The 15,591-nt window shown below is 32.7% G+C and carries 12 protein-coding genes; 3 read left to right on the top strand and 9 right to left on the bottom strand.

Features of this window, described 5'->3' with window-relative positions:
• The first annotated feature begins 2 nt into the window (after positions 1–2).
• Both apaH and sppA read left to right on the top strand, forming a co-directional pair.
• Positions 3–821, top strand: coding sequence for a bis(5'-nucleosyl)-tetraphosphatase (symmetrical) ApaH (apaH, locus tag A9G22_RS06455; protein WP_065585748.1), 819 nt, complete (start codon positions 3–5; stop codon positions 819–821).
• Between the two features lie 28 nt (positions 822–849).
• Positions 850–2,685 carry a signal peptide peptidase SppA gene (gene sppA, locus A9G22_RS06450; protein WP_218058757.1) on the top strand — a complete coding sequence of 612 codons (1,836 nt, stop codon included), beginning with the start codon at positions 850–852 and terminating at the stop codon, positions 2,683–2,685.
• A 75-nt stretch (positions 2,686–2,760) separates the two neighbouring features.
• Here the strand turns inward: sppA and A9G22_RS06445 are convergent, their stop codons facing one another.
• From A9G22_RS06445 to moaC, 5 genes are all read right to left on the bottom strand, one after another.
• Positions 2,761–4,593 (bottom strand): sulfatase-like hydrolase/transferase, encoded by a 1,833-nt coding sequence (locus tag A9G22_RS06445; protein ID WP_075508541.1) that lies wholly within the window; start codon positions 4,591–4,593, stop codon positions 2,761–2,763.
• Between the two features lie 174 nt (positions 4,594–4,767).
• The gene (locus A9G22_RS06440) at positions 4,768–5,499 is read right to left on the bottom strand and encodes a Bax inhibitor-1/YccA family protein (RefSeq protein WP_065585746.1); all 732 of its coding nucleotides are present in this window, start codon (positions 5,497–5,499) and stop codon (positions 4,768–4,770) included.
• Positions 5,500–5,559: 60 nt separating this feature from the next.
• A complete protein-coding gene (gene moaE / locus A9G22_RS06435; RefSeq protein WP_065585745.1) occupies positions 5,560–6,003 on the bottom strand; it encodes a molybdopterin synthase catalytic subunit MoaE in 444 nt (147 codons plus the stop codon).
• 4 nt (positions 6,004–6,007) lie between these two features.
• The gene (moaD, locus tag A9G22_RS06430; protein WP_065585744.1) at positions 6,008–6,253 is read right to left on the bottom strand and encodes a molybdopterin synthase sulfur carrier subunit; all 246 of its coding nucleotides are present in this window, start codon (positions 6,251–6,253) and stop codon (positions 6,008–6,010) included.
• A 10-nt stretch (positions 6,254–6,263) separates the two neighbouring features.
• Complete coding sequence (moaC, locus tag A9G22_RS06425) at positions 6,264–6,749, bottom strand: cyclic pyranopterin monophosphate synthase MoaC (protein ID WP_075508540.1); 486 nt, start codon at positions 6,747–6,749, stop codon at positions 6,264–6,266.
• A 255-nt stretch (positions 6,750–7,004) separates the two neighbouring features.
• Between moaC and priA the strand changes: the two genes are divergently transcribed.
• Entirely contained in the window at positions 7,005–9,173 is a 2,169-nt protein-coding gene (priA, locus tag A9G22_RS06420; protein WP_065585742.1) for a primosomal protein N', read from the top strand.
• 43 nt (positions 9,174–9,216) lie between these two features.
• On the opposite strand, the gene A9G22_RS06415 is transcribed toward priA, so the two are convergent.
• The 4 genes from A9G22_RS06415 to clpX all read right to left on the bottom strand — a co-directional run bounded on the left by A9G22_RS06415 (position 9,217) and on the right by clpX (position 15,572).
• Positions 9,217–9,528 carry a ComEA family DNA-binding protein gene (locus tag A9G22_RS06415; RefSeq protein WP_075508539.1) on the bottom strand — a complete coding sequence of 104 codons (312 nt, stop codon included), beginning with the start codon at positions 9,526–9,528 and terminating at the stop codon, positions 9,217–9,219.
• Positions 9,529–9,681: 153 nt separating this feature from the next.
• Positions 9,682–11,544: a SurA N-terminal domain-containing protein gene (locus A9G22_RS06410; RefSeq protein ID WP_082264514.1), complete on the bottom strand. Its 1,863-nt coding sequence runs from the start codon at positions 11,542–11,544 to the stop codon at positions 9,682–9,684.
• A gap of 133 nt (positions 11,545–11,677) precedes the next feature.
• Entirely contained in the window at positions 11,678–14,113 is a 2,436-nt protein-coding gene (lon, locus tag A9G22_RS06405; protein WP_081296871.1) for an endopeptidase La, read from the bottom strand.
• Between the two features lie 193 nt (positions 14,114–14,306).
• Positions 14,307–15,572: an ATP-dependent protease ATP-binding subunit ClpX gene (gene clpX, locus A9G22_RS06400; protein WP_065585739.1), complete on the bottom strand. Its 1,266-nt coding sequence runs from the start codon at positions 15,570–15,572 to the stop codon at positions 14,307–14,309.
• Between the last annotated feature and the right edge of the window lie 19 nt (positions 15,573–15,591).

The raw sequence follows: 15,591 nt of genomic DNA, 5'->3' as shown, positions 1-15,591 counted from the left end.
GTATGGCAAATTTACTGATTGGTGATATTCATGGTTGTTATGATGAATTTATGCGATTGCTTGAAAAAGCAAAATTCTCGTCATCGGACACTTTATGGCTAACAGGTGATCTCGTTGCTAGAGGTCCAAAATCATTAGAAGTCCTAAGATTTGTTAAATATAATGCCAAGCAAATTCGATTGGTATTAGGTAATCATGACCTACATTTATTATCGATTTATGCCAATGTCACACCTTCCAAAAAGAAGGATAATCTAGATGATATCATTCATGCAGCAGATTTTGATGAATTAATGAATTGGCTCCGTAAACAGCCATTGGTTCAAATTGACGAATCACTCAAGTTAATTATGACCCATGCTGGTATCCCACCACAATGGGATCTTGAAACACTAAAAAAATGTGCTGACGATCTGCATGTTATGTTATCTAGCGGTTCCTATCTCCTATTCCTTGATAAAATGTATGGTAACTTTCCTGATGAATGGTTGCCTAACTTACAAGGTTTAGATAGGTTACGCTATATTGCTAATGCATTAACTCGTATGCGCTTTTGCTATGAAAATGGTCGGTTAGATTTTTATTATAAAAAATCGCCTGAGCAAACACCTTCTAAACTTAAACCTTGGTTTTTATTACCTAGTAAAATTCCAAACGAATATAGCATCGCTTTTGGACATTGGGCAGCATTAAAAGGAAAAGGTACACCAGAAAACATTTATGCACTTGATACAGGATGTTGTTGGGGTGGAAAATTAACATGCTTACGATTTGAAGATAAAAAATATTTTAAAAAGAAAAATATTGAAGCAAAAAATTAGCTCAACTACTATGAAAGGATCATTTATTATGTCTGCTTTATCTGCCATTAAATCAATATGGAAAGTGATTAACTTTATTAGAGAAATATTTCTTAACCTAATTTTCTTAATTATTATTATTTTAATTTTTAGTGGTATTACATTAGTCAAAGAAGCACAAAAAAAAGAAATTATTCCACAATATGGTGCATTGGTTTTAGATATTGAAGGGGTTATTGTTGACACTACTCTTTACAGTGATGAAATCTATGCTTTACAGAATAAAATTTATGGTAAAAAAGTAAATACCTCACGCGAAAATAGTTTGTTTGAATTAACTCAGAAAATAGCTCAAGCAGCTGCAGACCCAAAGATTACAAGCATAGTTCTAAAATTAGATAATTTTGTTGGTGCAGATATGAGTTCGCTGCAATATATCGGTAAATATTTAACTAAATTTAGTGAGGCAAATAAACCAATTTATGCATATGGATCGAATTTCAATCAAAGCCAATATTATTTAGCCAGCTATGCTAATAAAATCTATTTAACACCACTTGGGGCTGTTAATGTATATGGATTAGCAGCGAACAACCTATACTATAAAACCTTACTTGATAATTTAAAAATTAATACACACGTTTTTAGAGTGGGAACCTACAAGTCAGCCATTGAACCATTTATTCGGGATGATATGTCAGAAGAAGCAAAAAGCAATACAACACGTTGGTTAACACTTATGTGGAACAACTATCTTAATGACATTTCATCACAACGAAAAAAAGCCGATACACAATTAGTTCCGGCACCAGATACTATGTTGGCAAATTTAAAAGCGACTAATGGCAATATGGCTCAATATGCTATATCTAATGGGTTAGTCGATGTCATTGCATCTAATTACCAATTTGAATCGGAGTTTACTCATCAACATCATATCAGCATTTATGATTATCAACTTAAGTCAAAAAATAAAAATTTAGATAGTGATGACAACGAGGGCAACAAACCACTGATTGCCGTTGTATTTGTCAATGGCACTATTACCGATGGTGAAAATAGTAGTAATGTCGCTGGTAGCCAAGATATTGTTGAACAGCTCAGAAAAATCCGTAAGAACTTAAACGTACATAATATACAAGCAGTCGTATTACGAGTAAATAGCCCTGGGGGTAGCGTAGATGCATCAGAAGCAATTCGTAGTGAACTAGAAGCCTTACGTAGTTATCAAATTCCTATTGTTATCTCGATGGGAGGAATGGCTGCATCGGGGGGATATTGGATATCAACCGCATCTGATTATATAGTTGCAAGTCCAAATACCATTACAGGGTCTATCGGTATCTTCGGTATTATTCCAACATTCGAGAACTCTTTATCTCATATTGGTGTTTATAGCGATGGTGTAACAACATCACCATTAGCTAATAATACCTCGACGCAAAATCTACCTATCGAAATGAACCAATTGATTCAAACTAGCATTGATAATGGCTATCAAACATTTATTTCGTTAGTAGCTAAAGCTCGAAATATGACAATCGAACAAGTGGATAAAATAGGACAAGGGCAAGTTTGGTTAGGTTCAGAAGCCAGCAAAATTGGACTCGTTGATAAGTTAGGTGATTTTGATGATGCCATTGAGATTGCTGCCACATTAGCTAATGTAGCAGATTATGAAATTGATTGGCAAAAACCACAGGGAAATTGGTTTAATGCATTTTATTCAGATGTGATAGCGATGTTACCTAAATCAACTGCAGAAATATTTTTTGAACACTTGCCAGAAGCCAAACAGCTTCAACAACATGTTTCTTTATGGAATAAATTTCACGATCCTCAAAATCGCTATATTTACTGCCTAAATTGTGCTGATGTGCATTAAATACTTTGATCATTATCTACTATTTGTGGGTAGATAATGATTCTCCTTTCCTAACAATTTTATAACTTATTGATTCTATTTTTTAAGCTTTTGCCCTGATTGGGAAAAATAACGCATATGATTCATCGCTTCTTGAATGTATTGATAATTTGGTGTTTCATCAGTCTCACGATTATGTAAATCCATATAATGACTAATACCTAATCGATTCACAAGATAAATATTATCAGATGTCCTAATCGCATAAGAGCTATAATTTGACATTAAAAGCCAGTTACGATTAGTTATAGGATTAAATAAGTCATACCCTGTCGAATAATCGCTTATATCATTTTTCACATATAAATAATGTTTCATTAAAGTAGGAATGACATCTTCATGGCTGGTCATTTTTGCACTATTATTTTTAAGAGCTTCTAGCTCTCTGCCACCAATAATAATAAAAGGCACCTTTGTTTGCGCATCCGTATAATTACCATTATGCCCCCAAAAACCTAGTTTATTATCATTCATCTCTTGAGCATGATCACCAGTAATAATTAATATTGTATCATCTAACGAACCTAATTTAGTCAGTTCATCATAGACATTTTGTAATAAATAATCATCATAATAAACACTCTGTTTGTAACGATTAAAAATTGGTAAAGGATCGGTATCATTATTCAATGTCATATAATTAAGCTCACCAATAGGTTTGAATTTCACTGCAAAATCGGCAGGAAAGTCATAAGCATGAGGCGCATCATAAAATAAAAAGGAAAATGTTGGTCTAGAATTATCACGTATTTTATACCATGCTAGCCAATCATCCGTAATTTGTTTATCTCGATTAGATGCTGAACTATCTTTACTACTGATTCTTAAATTTTTGATAGTGACAAATGCTGTTCGGTCAAATTCTGGAGCGGTAACTTTAGCTGAAGTAAAGATGCCGATATTATAGTTTTCTTTCTGTAACGTTGTGATAAAGAGTGAAGGAATACTATTTCGTAAAAATGAATCCCAATACGTGCCAGGAATACCATAAAACAACCCAAAAATACCAGTACGCGTTGCATTACCAGTTGAGTAATGGTTATCAAAAATTACCCCATTATTTTGCTTAACAAAACGAAATGTATTAGGCGAAACGTCTTTACTAAACGTATCATATCGCCAAGAATCTAAGACAATAAACATAATATTTTTAAGTTTATTATTTTCTGGATTAATTACCAATGGATTTTTCGGATAATCAACGCTAGCATTGCTATTCTCCTTACTATACACAACTTTTCGTTGCCCTTTTTCATCAAAAAAAGTCATAATTTTTTTCGAAGTAAATGGTCGATAAAGTGGAATATATTCTTTCACGACCATAATAGGCGAATAAGCATAATAAAAGGCAATCATATGCATAATATGACTAATTAAAAATGAGCTAAAAAGAAAGACTGTTGATAGCAATACAATTCTGGATTTTTTATGTGGTAAAATCAATTTATTGTTGATTAAGTAAAGAAGAAAATACTCAAGACAAAATGAAGCAACAATAAGAACAAACATTAAAAAGTAAGTAAACATCGAAAAGTCAACAACCTGCCCAGAAAAAACCATTGATAAAACAGATTGATTGATGTGGAAACGGTATTGCTGGAAAACAATAGTATCAACATATAACCCAATTTGAAAAAAACTGAAGAGTATAGCAAGAATAATAGTACGCACAGATTGTTGTAACCACAGCAAAGGGATACAAACAATTAAAAGTAATAGATAGGCTGAGAAAAAATGCCCCAAAACAGCAAGCACAGAAAATGTTACCCCAACCCAATAAAATGCAATTCCAGGGACAAGGAAGAAACGAATTGCTATTACTGATGAAATCAAGATATTAATTAGAACAAAGAGGTATAATTTTTTCATAGTATCTGCTATTAAATAATTGACTCTACATATAAGAATCTTACAGCATTTTATACTTAACCCTAGCGCTTTCCTCAAATTTTTTAACAAACTAGCACTACGGAAATAAATTACTAATAATATCTTAACAAAAAGGGCCCAATTTAGAGCCCTCTTATCTTAGTTTAAATAAAATTATCGACGGTCTGCAAGAACTCTTAATAACATTAAAAATAAGTTAATAAAATCAAGATAAAGGGTTAATGCACCTAAAATAACAAATCGTCTAAACATATTAGGATCATCTTGTGATAATTGATTACCTAATTCTTTCAGTTTTTGCGTATCATAAGCTGTTAACCCAGCAAAAACAAATACTCCAATATAAGTAATTGCCCACATTAATGGTTGACTTTGCATAAAGATATTAACTAGTGAAGCGATTACAATACCCACTAATCCCATAAATAAAAAACGACCAAAACCAGACAAATCACGTTTAGTAGTATAACCATAACAAGCTAATGCGGCAAACATGCCTGCCGTGATAAAAAATACACTAACAATAGACGAATGAGAATATACAATAAAAATAGAAGTTAATGTTAATCCACTGACAGCTGAATAAAGCATAAATAATGTTGTTGCAGTACTACCTGACAAACGCCCGATCATACCAGACAAGAAAAAAACTAAACCTAATTCGGCTACAATTAAAATCCAAGAAAATACACTAAGAGAAATATAACCTCTTGGATTGAAAGTAAACAATAATTGAATCATTGCAGGGCTAGACGAGGCAAACCAAGCAACAATCCCTGTTAAGACTAAACCGACAGTCATCCAACCATAAACATGGCTCATATACGTTTGAATTCGACTACCTGTTTGTTCAATAATTGAACCATTAGGTGAATAATTTTTCATTAATTACCTCTCATTAAAAAAGAATGATATAACTTGGTATTATTATATCCTAAATAAATACTAATACCATTTTTTCAATGCTTCTTTATCCGTTTTTTTTGCCTGAACCCAATTTTCTCCTTGAGACGTTCGTTCTTTCTTCCAAAAAGGTGCTTCGCTCTTTAATATATCCATAATAAACTCTGTAGCTGCAAACGCATCTGAACGATGTGCGCTACTTACTCCTACAAAGACAATTTGTTCATTTGCATTAATTTCTCCTACCCGATGGATTAACACAACTCGACTTAATTGCCATCGCTCTCTAGCTCGGATTACAATATTGGCTAATACCTTTTCAGTCATTCCAGCATAATGTTCTAAAAAGAGGCTTATCGTTTGTTTTTCATTACTACGTACTTTACCCATGAAAGAGACAACAGCACCATCTTGTGGTAATTGTGAAAGCCAATCGTTTAGCTTATTAACATTAATAGGCTCTTTGCTGATTTTGATAATCTCCATAATATTACCCACCTGTCACAGGAGGGAAAAATGCAATTTCATCGCCATCTTGAACAATATAATCAAAATCAACTAATGTTTGATTTACAGCACATAAAACAGAACTTTCTTTGAAAGCCAATAACCATAGATCACCACGATCTCTTAACTGTTCAATAAGATAAGAAACTGAAAGTTGATTAGCATCTAACATAATATACTCAGTCCCCACTAATTCTCTAATTTGAGCAAAAAAAATAACTTTATTCATCTTATCTCTATTAAACTTTTTCGGCTACAAAGTTACCTGACTTACCACCACTCTTAGACAATAATCTTACTTGAGATATTATAATATCTCTTTGAACGGCTTTGCACATGTCATAGATTGTTAAGGCTGCAACCGATGCGGCAACCATCGCCTCCATTTCTACACCGGTTTGCCCGTTTAATCGACAAAAAGATTGAATTCTAACACAATTTTTTATTCGATCCGTTTCGATGTTAATTTCAATTTTACTCAAAAAAAGGGGATGACAAAGTGGAATAAGCTCCCAAGTTTTCTTAGCAGCTTGAATACCTGCAATTCTTGCTGTTGCAAAAACATCACCTTTATGATGTTTACCTTCAATAATCATATTCAGTGTTTTAGCATTCATTAAGACTATTGATTCAGCACTTGCTTGTCGCGTTGTTATCTGTTTATCTGAAATATCAATCATATGAGCATCACCGCGCTGATTAATATGCGAAAATGACTCAAACATCTTTTAATCCTTAGCAATTTATAAATTATCAACTTATAGCCAAGATAGCAAATTTTACCAATAGTTACCACTATTCAGTTTAATTTATTAAAGTAATAAATACCGACCAATAATTAAAACTTTTTAATAACAATAAAAACATACTAGACCGTAATCCTTTTGAAAAAAGGAGATTATTATTCATAGTTTTTGCAGGTTAAGTAAAAACTGCGTACAATATAGCTTTATATTAATTATAATATTTGTGATTTTTTAATGCTTATCGCTCATATAGCCTTACCTGTACCACTTTACCAAATATTTGATTATCAATTAACAAAGCCAGCCCAAATTGGAATGCGAGTTAAAGTTCCTTTCGGCAAACGTCACACAATAGGAATTATTGTTAGTATTGATGAAAAAACTAAATTTGATATTCAAAATTTAAAAACTATTACTACAATTATTGATACAGAACCTGTTTTTACCCCTTCTATTTGGCAGTTATTAAACTGGGCTGCTGGTTATTACCATTATCCCATTGGTGAAGTTTTATTTCATTCTATCCCTGTTTTATTACGGCAAGGGAGAGAAGCAGTCAAAAAAGAACTCAAACAATGGCAATTAACCGAGCTGGGTAAAAATATTGATTTGAAATCGCTATCACGTGCTCCGAAACAAAAATTATTATTATCATCATTTAGAAATAATACTATTTCTGAATCTAATGGAAGTAGTGCCACCTATCACGGATTACAGAAAAAAAATCTTATAGAACAAGTAAGCTGCCAACCAGATAATATTCAATGGCAAACAAACTTTTCGACTAACACTAGTTCAATTCAGTTAAATAAAGAGCAGACCTATGCCATAGAAACAGTCAATAAAAAAAATCACCAATTTGAGGTGTTTTTATTGGAAGGAGTAACTGGCTCGGGTAAAACAGAAGTTTACTTAAATATACTATCTAATATTTTAGCTACTGGTAAACAAGCATTAGTGCTAGTTCCAGAAATTGGATTAACACCACAAACAATTAAACGTTTTCAACAACGTTTTAATGCGCCAATTGATATTTTACACTCAGGATTAACTGATAAAGAAAGACTATCTGTTTGGCTAAGAAGTAAAAATGGAGAGAATGCTATTGTTGTTGGCACTCGCTCATCACTTTTTACTCCATTTAAAGACTTAGGAGGGATTATTGTTGATGAAGAACATGATAGTTCCTATAAACAACAAGAAGGTTGGCGTTATCATGCTCGAGATTTAGCAATTATTCGAGCTAAATTTGACAATATTCCTATTGTTTTAGGCTCTGCGACGCCTTCACTTGAAACACTCAATAATGCACAAAATCACAAGTACCATTTATTACAATTAACCGAAAGAGCCGGTAAAGCAAGACTTGCCAAACAGTCGATATTGGATCTGCGAGGATTGGCACTTACTGCAGGTTTATCTCAACCATTGATTCAACAAGTAAAAAAGCATTTATCCAATAATAATCAGGTAATGTTATTTTTAAATCGTCGAGGTTTTTCACCGTTATTAATATGCCATGATTGTGGTTGGATTGCTGAATGCCCTCGTTGTGATAGACCTTATACATTACATCAAAAAAAACACAAACTAATTTGCCATTATTGTGATACACCAAGAACTGTTCCCAAACAATGTCCAAAATGTGGTTCAACTCATTTAATGCCAATTGGATTTGGAACTGAACAACTCGAACAACAGCTTGAGAACCTTTTTCCTAATATCAAGATTAGTCGTATTGATCGAGATACAGTGAGTAAAAAAGGTGCATTAGATAACTATTTACAAAGTATCCAACAAGGTGGAGCACACATTTTAGTTGGTACACAAATTTTAGCTAAGGGGCATCATTTTCCTGATGTAACTTTAGTTGGAATTGTCGATGTTGATGGTGCTCTATTTTCAAGTGATTTTCGAGCAACTGAGCGATTTGCCCAAATTTATACTCAAGTATCAGGTAGAGCAGGACGTGAAACTAAAGCAGGGCAAGTGATTTTACAAACGTATCATCCCGATCACCCTTTACTTAATGTGTTACTAACTAAAGGCTATCAAAATTTTGCCAAGCTAACGTTACAAGAACGGCAACAAACACAATTACCACCATTTAGTTACCAAACATTAATTCGTGCTGCAGATCGTAATAATCATCACGCTCCAATATTTTTAAAACATATACATGATTGGCTAAAAGTGCATTGTGATCATGCTTTATGGCAACTTGGACCAATGCCTGCAAATCAACCAAAGAAAGCAGGATATTATCGTTGGCAATTACTCCTTCAACATACAAATAGGCAACAGTTACAACAGATATTGGATCAACTATTAATAACAATCGATAATTGGAGTGAAACGTCTAAAGTGAGATGGAGTATTGATGTAGATCCTATTGATAATTAAAGCGATATTATTTCCACCAATATTAATTGGTGGAAATAATAAATTATAATATTATTTTACCAGCATTTTTATCTAGTGTTGCCTGTCCAATACCTGAAACTTCTTTTAACTGCTCGATGGAAACAAAGGGTCCAAATTTTTCTCGGTAATCAATAATCTTCTGAGCTTTATTCGATCCAATCCCAGTCAACATTTTTGATAATTCTTCTGCTGTTGCAGTATTGATATTTACTTGAACAATGTGTTTTTGTTCTTGTTTAATTGGTGTTGACGTTGCAGGAGCCGAATCGGCAAAGCTCGTGTTGGAAAAAATAAAACTTGATAACAAAATACATAATAGTGAAAATACTTTCATTTGATCAACCTCTAAAAATAGTTACGCAAGTAAATTTGCTTTATAACTATCTCACCTAATCAAATAAAAAAATTTCATGAATAATAAAAATGAGAAAAGTCACTCAAGTGACTTTTCTTTTTTTCAATTATTACCACTATTTTGGGAGTTAACTCACAAATTAGAATCAGGCATAATTTCAATCTTAGCCTTAGAACGTATATCTGTAGCAAGATAATAATGCGTATCATTAATGAATAAAGGTAACAACTCAGAAGAAATATCTTCATATTCTTTTGGTGTATCAACCTTAGTTAGTGCAACAATATAAGCATTTTTATCATCTAAAAATTCCGCACCATAAACAGGTTTGCCTGCTGCTGAAAGATTTAAATTAAATACCATATTAACAACTTTTTGATCTAATTCTGTTGAATTTCGATTCAAAGTATATCTTTTTGCAAATTGCACATTTTTAGCATTTCCAGTTTCATTTAATTGAGTCAATATATTATCGACACTCGATTTAAATTGGCTATTAGCCATTTTTGTAAAAAGCTTTTTATGGATTTCATCTTTAACTTCATCAAATGGCGCTATACCTTCAGGACGATAATCAACTGTTTGTACAACAAAATCATATTTTCCATAATTTCTGTCTACAGGTATTAAATCAGAAATTTTATCAGTTACCTTACCGTCAACTATCATTTCTTCACTAAAAATTACATCTCTAACTTCAGGATGAGTAGCAATTGAAAACTTATCATTGAAAGATACCCAATCAGTGCTAATTACCTCACGTCCAACTTTGTTAGCAAGCTCTTCGATATTCTTAGGGGAATTACTCAATGCAGTTCTAATTTTATTTTCTTCACTTTCTAAAACTTGTTGTATTTTTTGTTTAGTGAGTTTTGACTCAATTTGATGCTTAGCATAATCAAAATTCATAAATTTTTTAGGTTGTATACCATCTAATTTTACTATCACATAACCACCATCAACAGTGATTGGTGATGAAATTTTTCCTACTTTTTTCAACTGAGCATCTTTAAAAACCTGAGGTAAAGATTCATCATCAGCAAACCACCCCAATGAACCATTCTTACCATATGGCGAAATATCATTATTTTTGTTAACAGTTTTAACAATATCTTCGAAATCAGCTCCGGAAGAAATATCTTTGGCAATATCATAAGCTTGGTCTTTATCAGTAACAAAAATTACACTATAAGCTTTCTTGGCAGGATATGAATAAGCTCTAATATTTTTATTATACTCATTTTTAACCTCGTCTGTAGTAACGTTAATATTTTTTGCCAATATATCTTGAGAAATAACAATATATTTAACCTTCACTCGCTCATTTTTGAAAAACTCTTTTGAATGTTCGTTATAATATTTTTGTTCGTCTTCTAATGTTATATTCGCCTCATCAATATCACTTATCGAGGTATTGACAGTGGCAGCATATATATTTCTAGTTTGATTTTTGAGTGAAGATATTTCTAAATCAATTGGCAAAACAAAATTACTATTTGTTAGCGCACTAATAACCTGTTGTTGTTGTAATACAGTTCTTATAATTTCGGCATAACTATCTGGAGTAAAATTATTTTCAGCAAGAAGGTTTAAGTATGTTTGATTATCAAATTTACCATTTTTGAAAAAATCTTTCTGTTTCTTGATAAACTTTTTAATCTGATCATTACTAATAGCTACGCCAATCTTTTGCGAAAATTTATAAGCTAAATAATTATCAATTTGATAAGATAATACATTACGACGTAGCTGTTTAATAAAAGAGCTATCACCTCCAGCATTAGCTGTTACTGTTCTAGCTTGGGCTTCAAATTCAGCTCGACTGATACCATTACCATCAACTTTTGCAATGTATTGTTGCTGATCACGTGCGCTGTGACCACCACTAGTAAAGCCTAAAAATCCGACTCCAGTGAAAATAAAACATACAATAATTATTGCAAAAATAATTTTAACAACAATATTATTTGCTGCTGTTCGGATTGTTTCCATCATATCTTGCGATTCTCCATATACCTAATGTTGCATTTTAAAAGTATAACATATTTAACTAAATTGGCTATTGTCAGAATATTAAGCCTAAAAAAAAGATCAACTTTAAGTTGATCTTTTTTAAATTAAAAAATATTTAATTTAATCTGGCAGGACTCCCAGATCTATTTTTTAATTTCTTAATAGCCTTTTTAGCGGGTTGTTTTAATGTTTCTTTTTTATCTATTGATTCTATACCAAATGGATTATTTTGCAGTGCAATTGTTAACACCTCATCAATCCATTTTACTGGATGTATATCAATTTCAGATTTCACATTATCGGGGATATCTTCCAAGTCTTTAACATTATCCATTGGAATCAATACAGTTTTAATTCCACCGCGGTGCGCAGCTAATAACTTTTCTTTTAGCCCACCAATAGGTAAAACTTCGCCACGTAATGTTATTTCACCCGTCATAGCAACATCAGAACGAACAGGATTACCGGTTAATGTGGAAATAAGTGAAGTACACATTGCAATACCTGCGCTTGGTCCATCTTTTGGCGTTGCACCATCAGGCACATGAACATGGATATCGCGTTTTTCATAAAAATCATTATTAATACCCAATTTTTCTGCACGAGATCGAACAACTGTCAATGCCGTTTGAATTGACTCTTGCATTACATCACCTAATGAACCTGTATAAGTTAATTTCCCTTTACCTATTACACTTACGGATTCAATAGTGAGTAAATCTCCCCCCACTTCTGTCCACGCCAGTCCAATAACTTGACCGATGCGGTTTTGATTATCTGTTTTTCCATAATCAAAACGTTGTATCCCTAGGAAATCTTTTAAGTTATCTTGTTTTACCGTTACTTTTTTCAATTTGCTATTTAATGCTAATTGTTTAACAATTTTACGGCAAATTTTTGCGATCTCTCTTTCTAGGTTTCTTACACCAGCTTCCCTTGTATAATAACGAATAATGCCGATAATAGCAGAATCATCAATACTAATTTCTTTTGGTTTTAAGCCATTATTTTCTATTTGCTTAGTAAGTAAATGTTGTTTAGCTATATTTAATTTTTCATCTTCCGTATAACCAGAAAGACGAATAACTTCCATTCTATCCAACAATGGTGCAGGGATATTCATAGAATTAGCTGTTGCCACAAACATCACATCAGATAAATCATAGTCGACTTCTAAATAATGGTCGCTAAAGGCATTATTTTGCTCTGGATCAAGTACTTCTAATAATGCTGATGCAGGATCACCACGCATATCGGATGCCATCTTATCAATTTCATCTAATAAAAATAATGGATTCTTGACCCCTACTTTTGCCATACGTTGAATTAATTTACCTGGCATTGAACCAATATAAGTGCGTCTATGCCCACGAATCTCAGCCTCATCTCGCACTCCACCTAGTGCCATGCGAATATATTGACGTCCTGTTGCTTTAGCTATCGATTGACCCAGTGACGTTTTACCCACGCCAGGAGGTCCAACCAAACATAAAATAGGGCCTTTAACTTTATTAACACGACCTTGAACTGCTAAATATTCTAAAATTCTATCTTTTACACGTTCAAGCCCATAGTGATCTTTATTTAAAACTTTTTGTGCACCTTCAATATCTTTTTTAACTTTACTACGCTTATACCAAGGAACTTGAATCATCCAATCAATATAGCCTCGAACAACTGTTGCTTCTGCAGACATTGCTGGCATCATCTTTAGCTTATTAAGTTCAGATAATGCTTTGTCTGTCGCTTCTTTTGGCATTCTAGCTTTAATGATTTTTTCTTTTAACTCTTCGTATTCATCTGGCTTATTATCTATATCGCCTAACTCTTTATGAATAGCTTTAATTTGCTCATTGAGGTAATACTCTTTTTGAGCCTTTTCCATTTGCTGTTTAACACGTTGTCGAATATTTTTTTCGACTTGTAGTAATTCAATTTCTGATTCCATCAAAGAAATAAGCAATTCAAATCGCTTTACAAGATTCGCTGTTACTAAAATCTCTTGTTTCTGATCGACTTTTAAAAATAGAGTAGCTGCAATAGAATCAGCTAAACGAGATGGCTCTTTAAGTAAACGGATAGAATCAACAACTTCCTGAGTTATCTTTTTGTTAAGCTTTGAATATTCATCGAAGTTAGATAAAGTCAAGCGAATCATAGCTTCACTTATATCAGCAGCCTTTTTTACTTCACTTAATGGCTTAACTTCTGCAATAAAAAATTCATTGCCTTCATGTTCAACCACATCAATCATTTTAGCCCGTTCAACACCTTCAACAAGAACCTTTACTGTCCCATCAGGTAATTGAAGTAACTGTAAAACATTAGCCACAGTTCCAACTTCATATAAATCATCTATAGCTGGATCATCTTGTGAAGGATTTTTTTGGGTTACAAGAAAGACTTGCTTATCCATTTCCATTGCACCTTCTAAGCAACGTATTGATTTACTTCGACCAACAAAAAGAGGGATTACCATATGTGGAAATACAACAACGTCACGCAATGGTAAAATAGGCATAATCATGTGTTTAGTTCGTTTTATTTTCATTTTATTATCTCTAGTAGTACAACCCCATTAGATAGATATTGGGATTGTTTTTAGATATTCAAGCCTATCTTTTTTGATTTAAACATACACTATTTCTGGATCATCTTGACAGTATTTATAGAAATTTTACTTTAGTATTAATTCGAAATTATAGTTCTTCTTGCCATCATATTTATGATGGCAAGTTTGTATTTCAAGCAGATAATTCAGCATCTTCACAAAGCACTAATTTCGGTGCTTGGGAACACTCAACAGTTTCTTTTTCTACAATCACTTTTTTAATAGTATTCATTGATGGTAAATCGTACATTGTATCTAATAGTATATTTTCCACAATTGAACGCAAACCTCTCGCTCCTGTTTTTCGTTGCATCGCTTTTATAGCAATAGCATCCAGAGCTTCTTTAGTAAACTCAAGTTCAACACCATCTAATTCAATCAAAGTTTGAAATTGTTTAGTTAAGGCATTTTTCGGCTCAGTTAAAATATTAATTAAAGCATTTTTATCCAATTCAGATAATGTACCAATAACGGGTAACCTTCCAATAAACTCTGGAATTAAGCCAAACTTAACTAAATCTTCAGCTTCAATTTGTGTTAATAATTCTGACTCAGAAACTTTATTTTTAGTACTTTTTACATCAGCACCAAAACCTATTCCAGTATTAATTGACACTCGATTTTCAATAACTTTATCCAAGCCACTAAATGCACCACCACAAATAAACAGAATCTTTGAAGTATCAACTTGTAAGAATTCCTGCTGAGGGTGTTTACGCCCACCTTTTGGTGGAACTGAAGCAATAGTACCTTCAATAATTTTCAATAAGGCCTGTTGAACCCCTTCGCCTGATACATCTCGAGTAATAGAGGGATTATCCGATTTTCGTGAAATTTTATCTATTTCATCAACGTAAATAATGCCATGCTGCGCTTTTTCGACATCATAATCACAATTCTGTAATAATTTTTGGATAATATTTTCTACATCTTCGCCAACATAACCAGCTTCAGTTAACGTTGTTGCATCAGCCATTGCAAAAGGCACATCTAAAAAACGAGCTAATGTTTCAGCTAATAACGTTTTACCACTACCAGTAGGTCCTATGAGCAAAATATTACTTTTGCCTAATTCAACATCATTGTGACTCGTATAATTACGTAATCGTTTATAATGATTATAAACAGCAACAGATAAAACTTTTTTTGCTCGTTCTTGACCAATTACATATTCATCAAGATGTTGTCTAATTTCATGCGGTGTTGGTAATGGTTTACTAATAAACTCTTCATGTGAAAAAAAGCTTTTTGTCTCTTCTTTTAAAATATCATTGCATAATCCTATACATTCATTACAAATATAAATAGATGATGGTCCAGCAATGAGTTTACGGACTTCATGCTCACTTTTACCACAAAAAGTACAATAGAGTAATTTTTCTGAATTTTCTTTATTCACTTTTTCTACCTACCTAATA

It is taken from the genome of Gilliamella sp. App2-1 (assembly GCF_001690255.1).
In the GTDB taxonomy this organism is placed as follows: domain Bacteria; phylum Pseudomonadota; class Gammaproteobacteria; order Enterobacterales; family Orbaceae; genus Gilliamella; species Gilliamella apicola_G.
The sequence above is the reverse complement of the archived record's forward strand: the minus strand, read 5'-3'. Positions and strand labels throughout refer to the sequence as shown.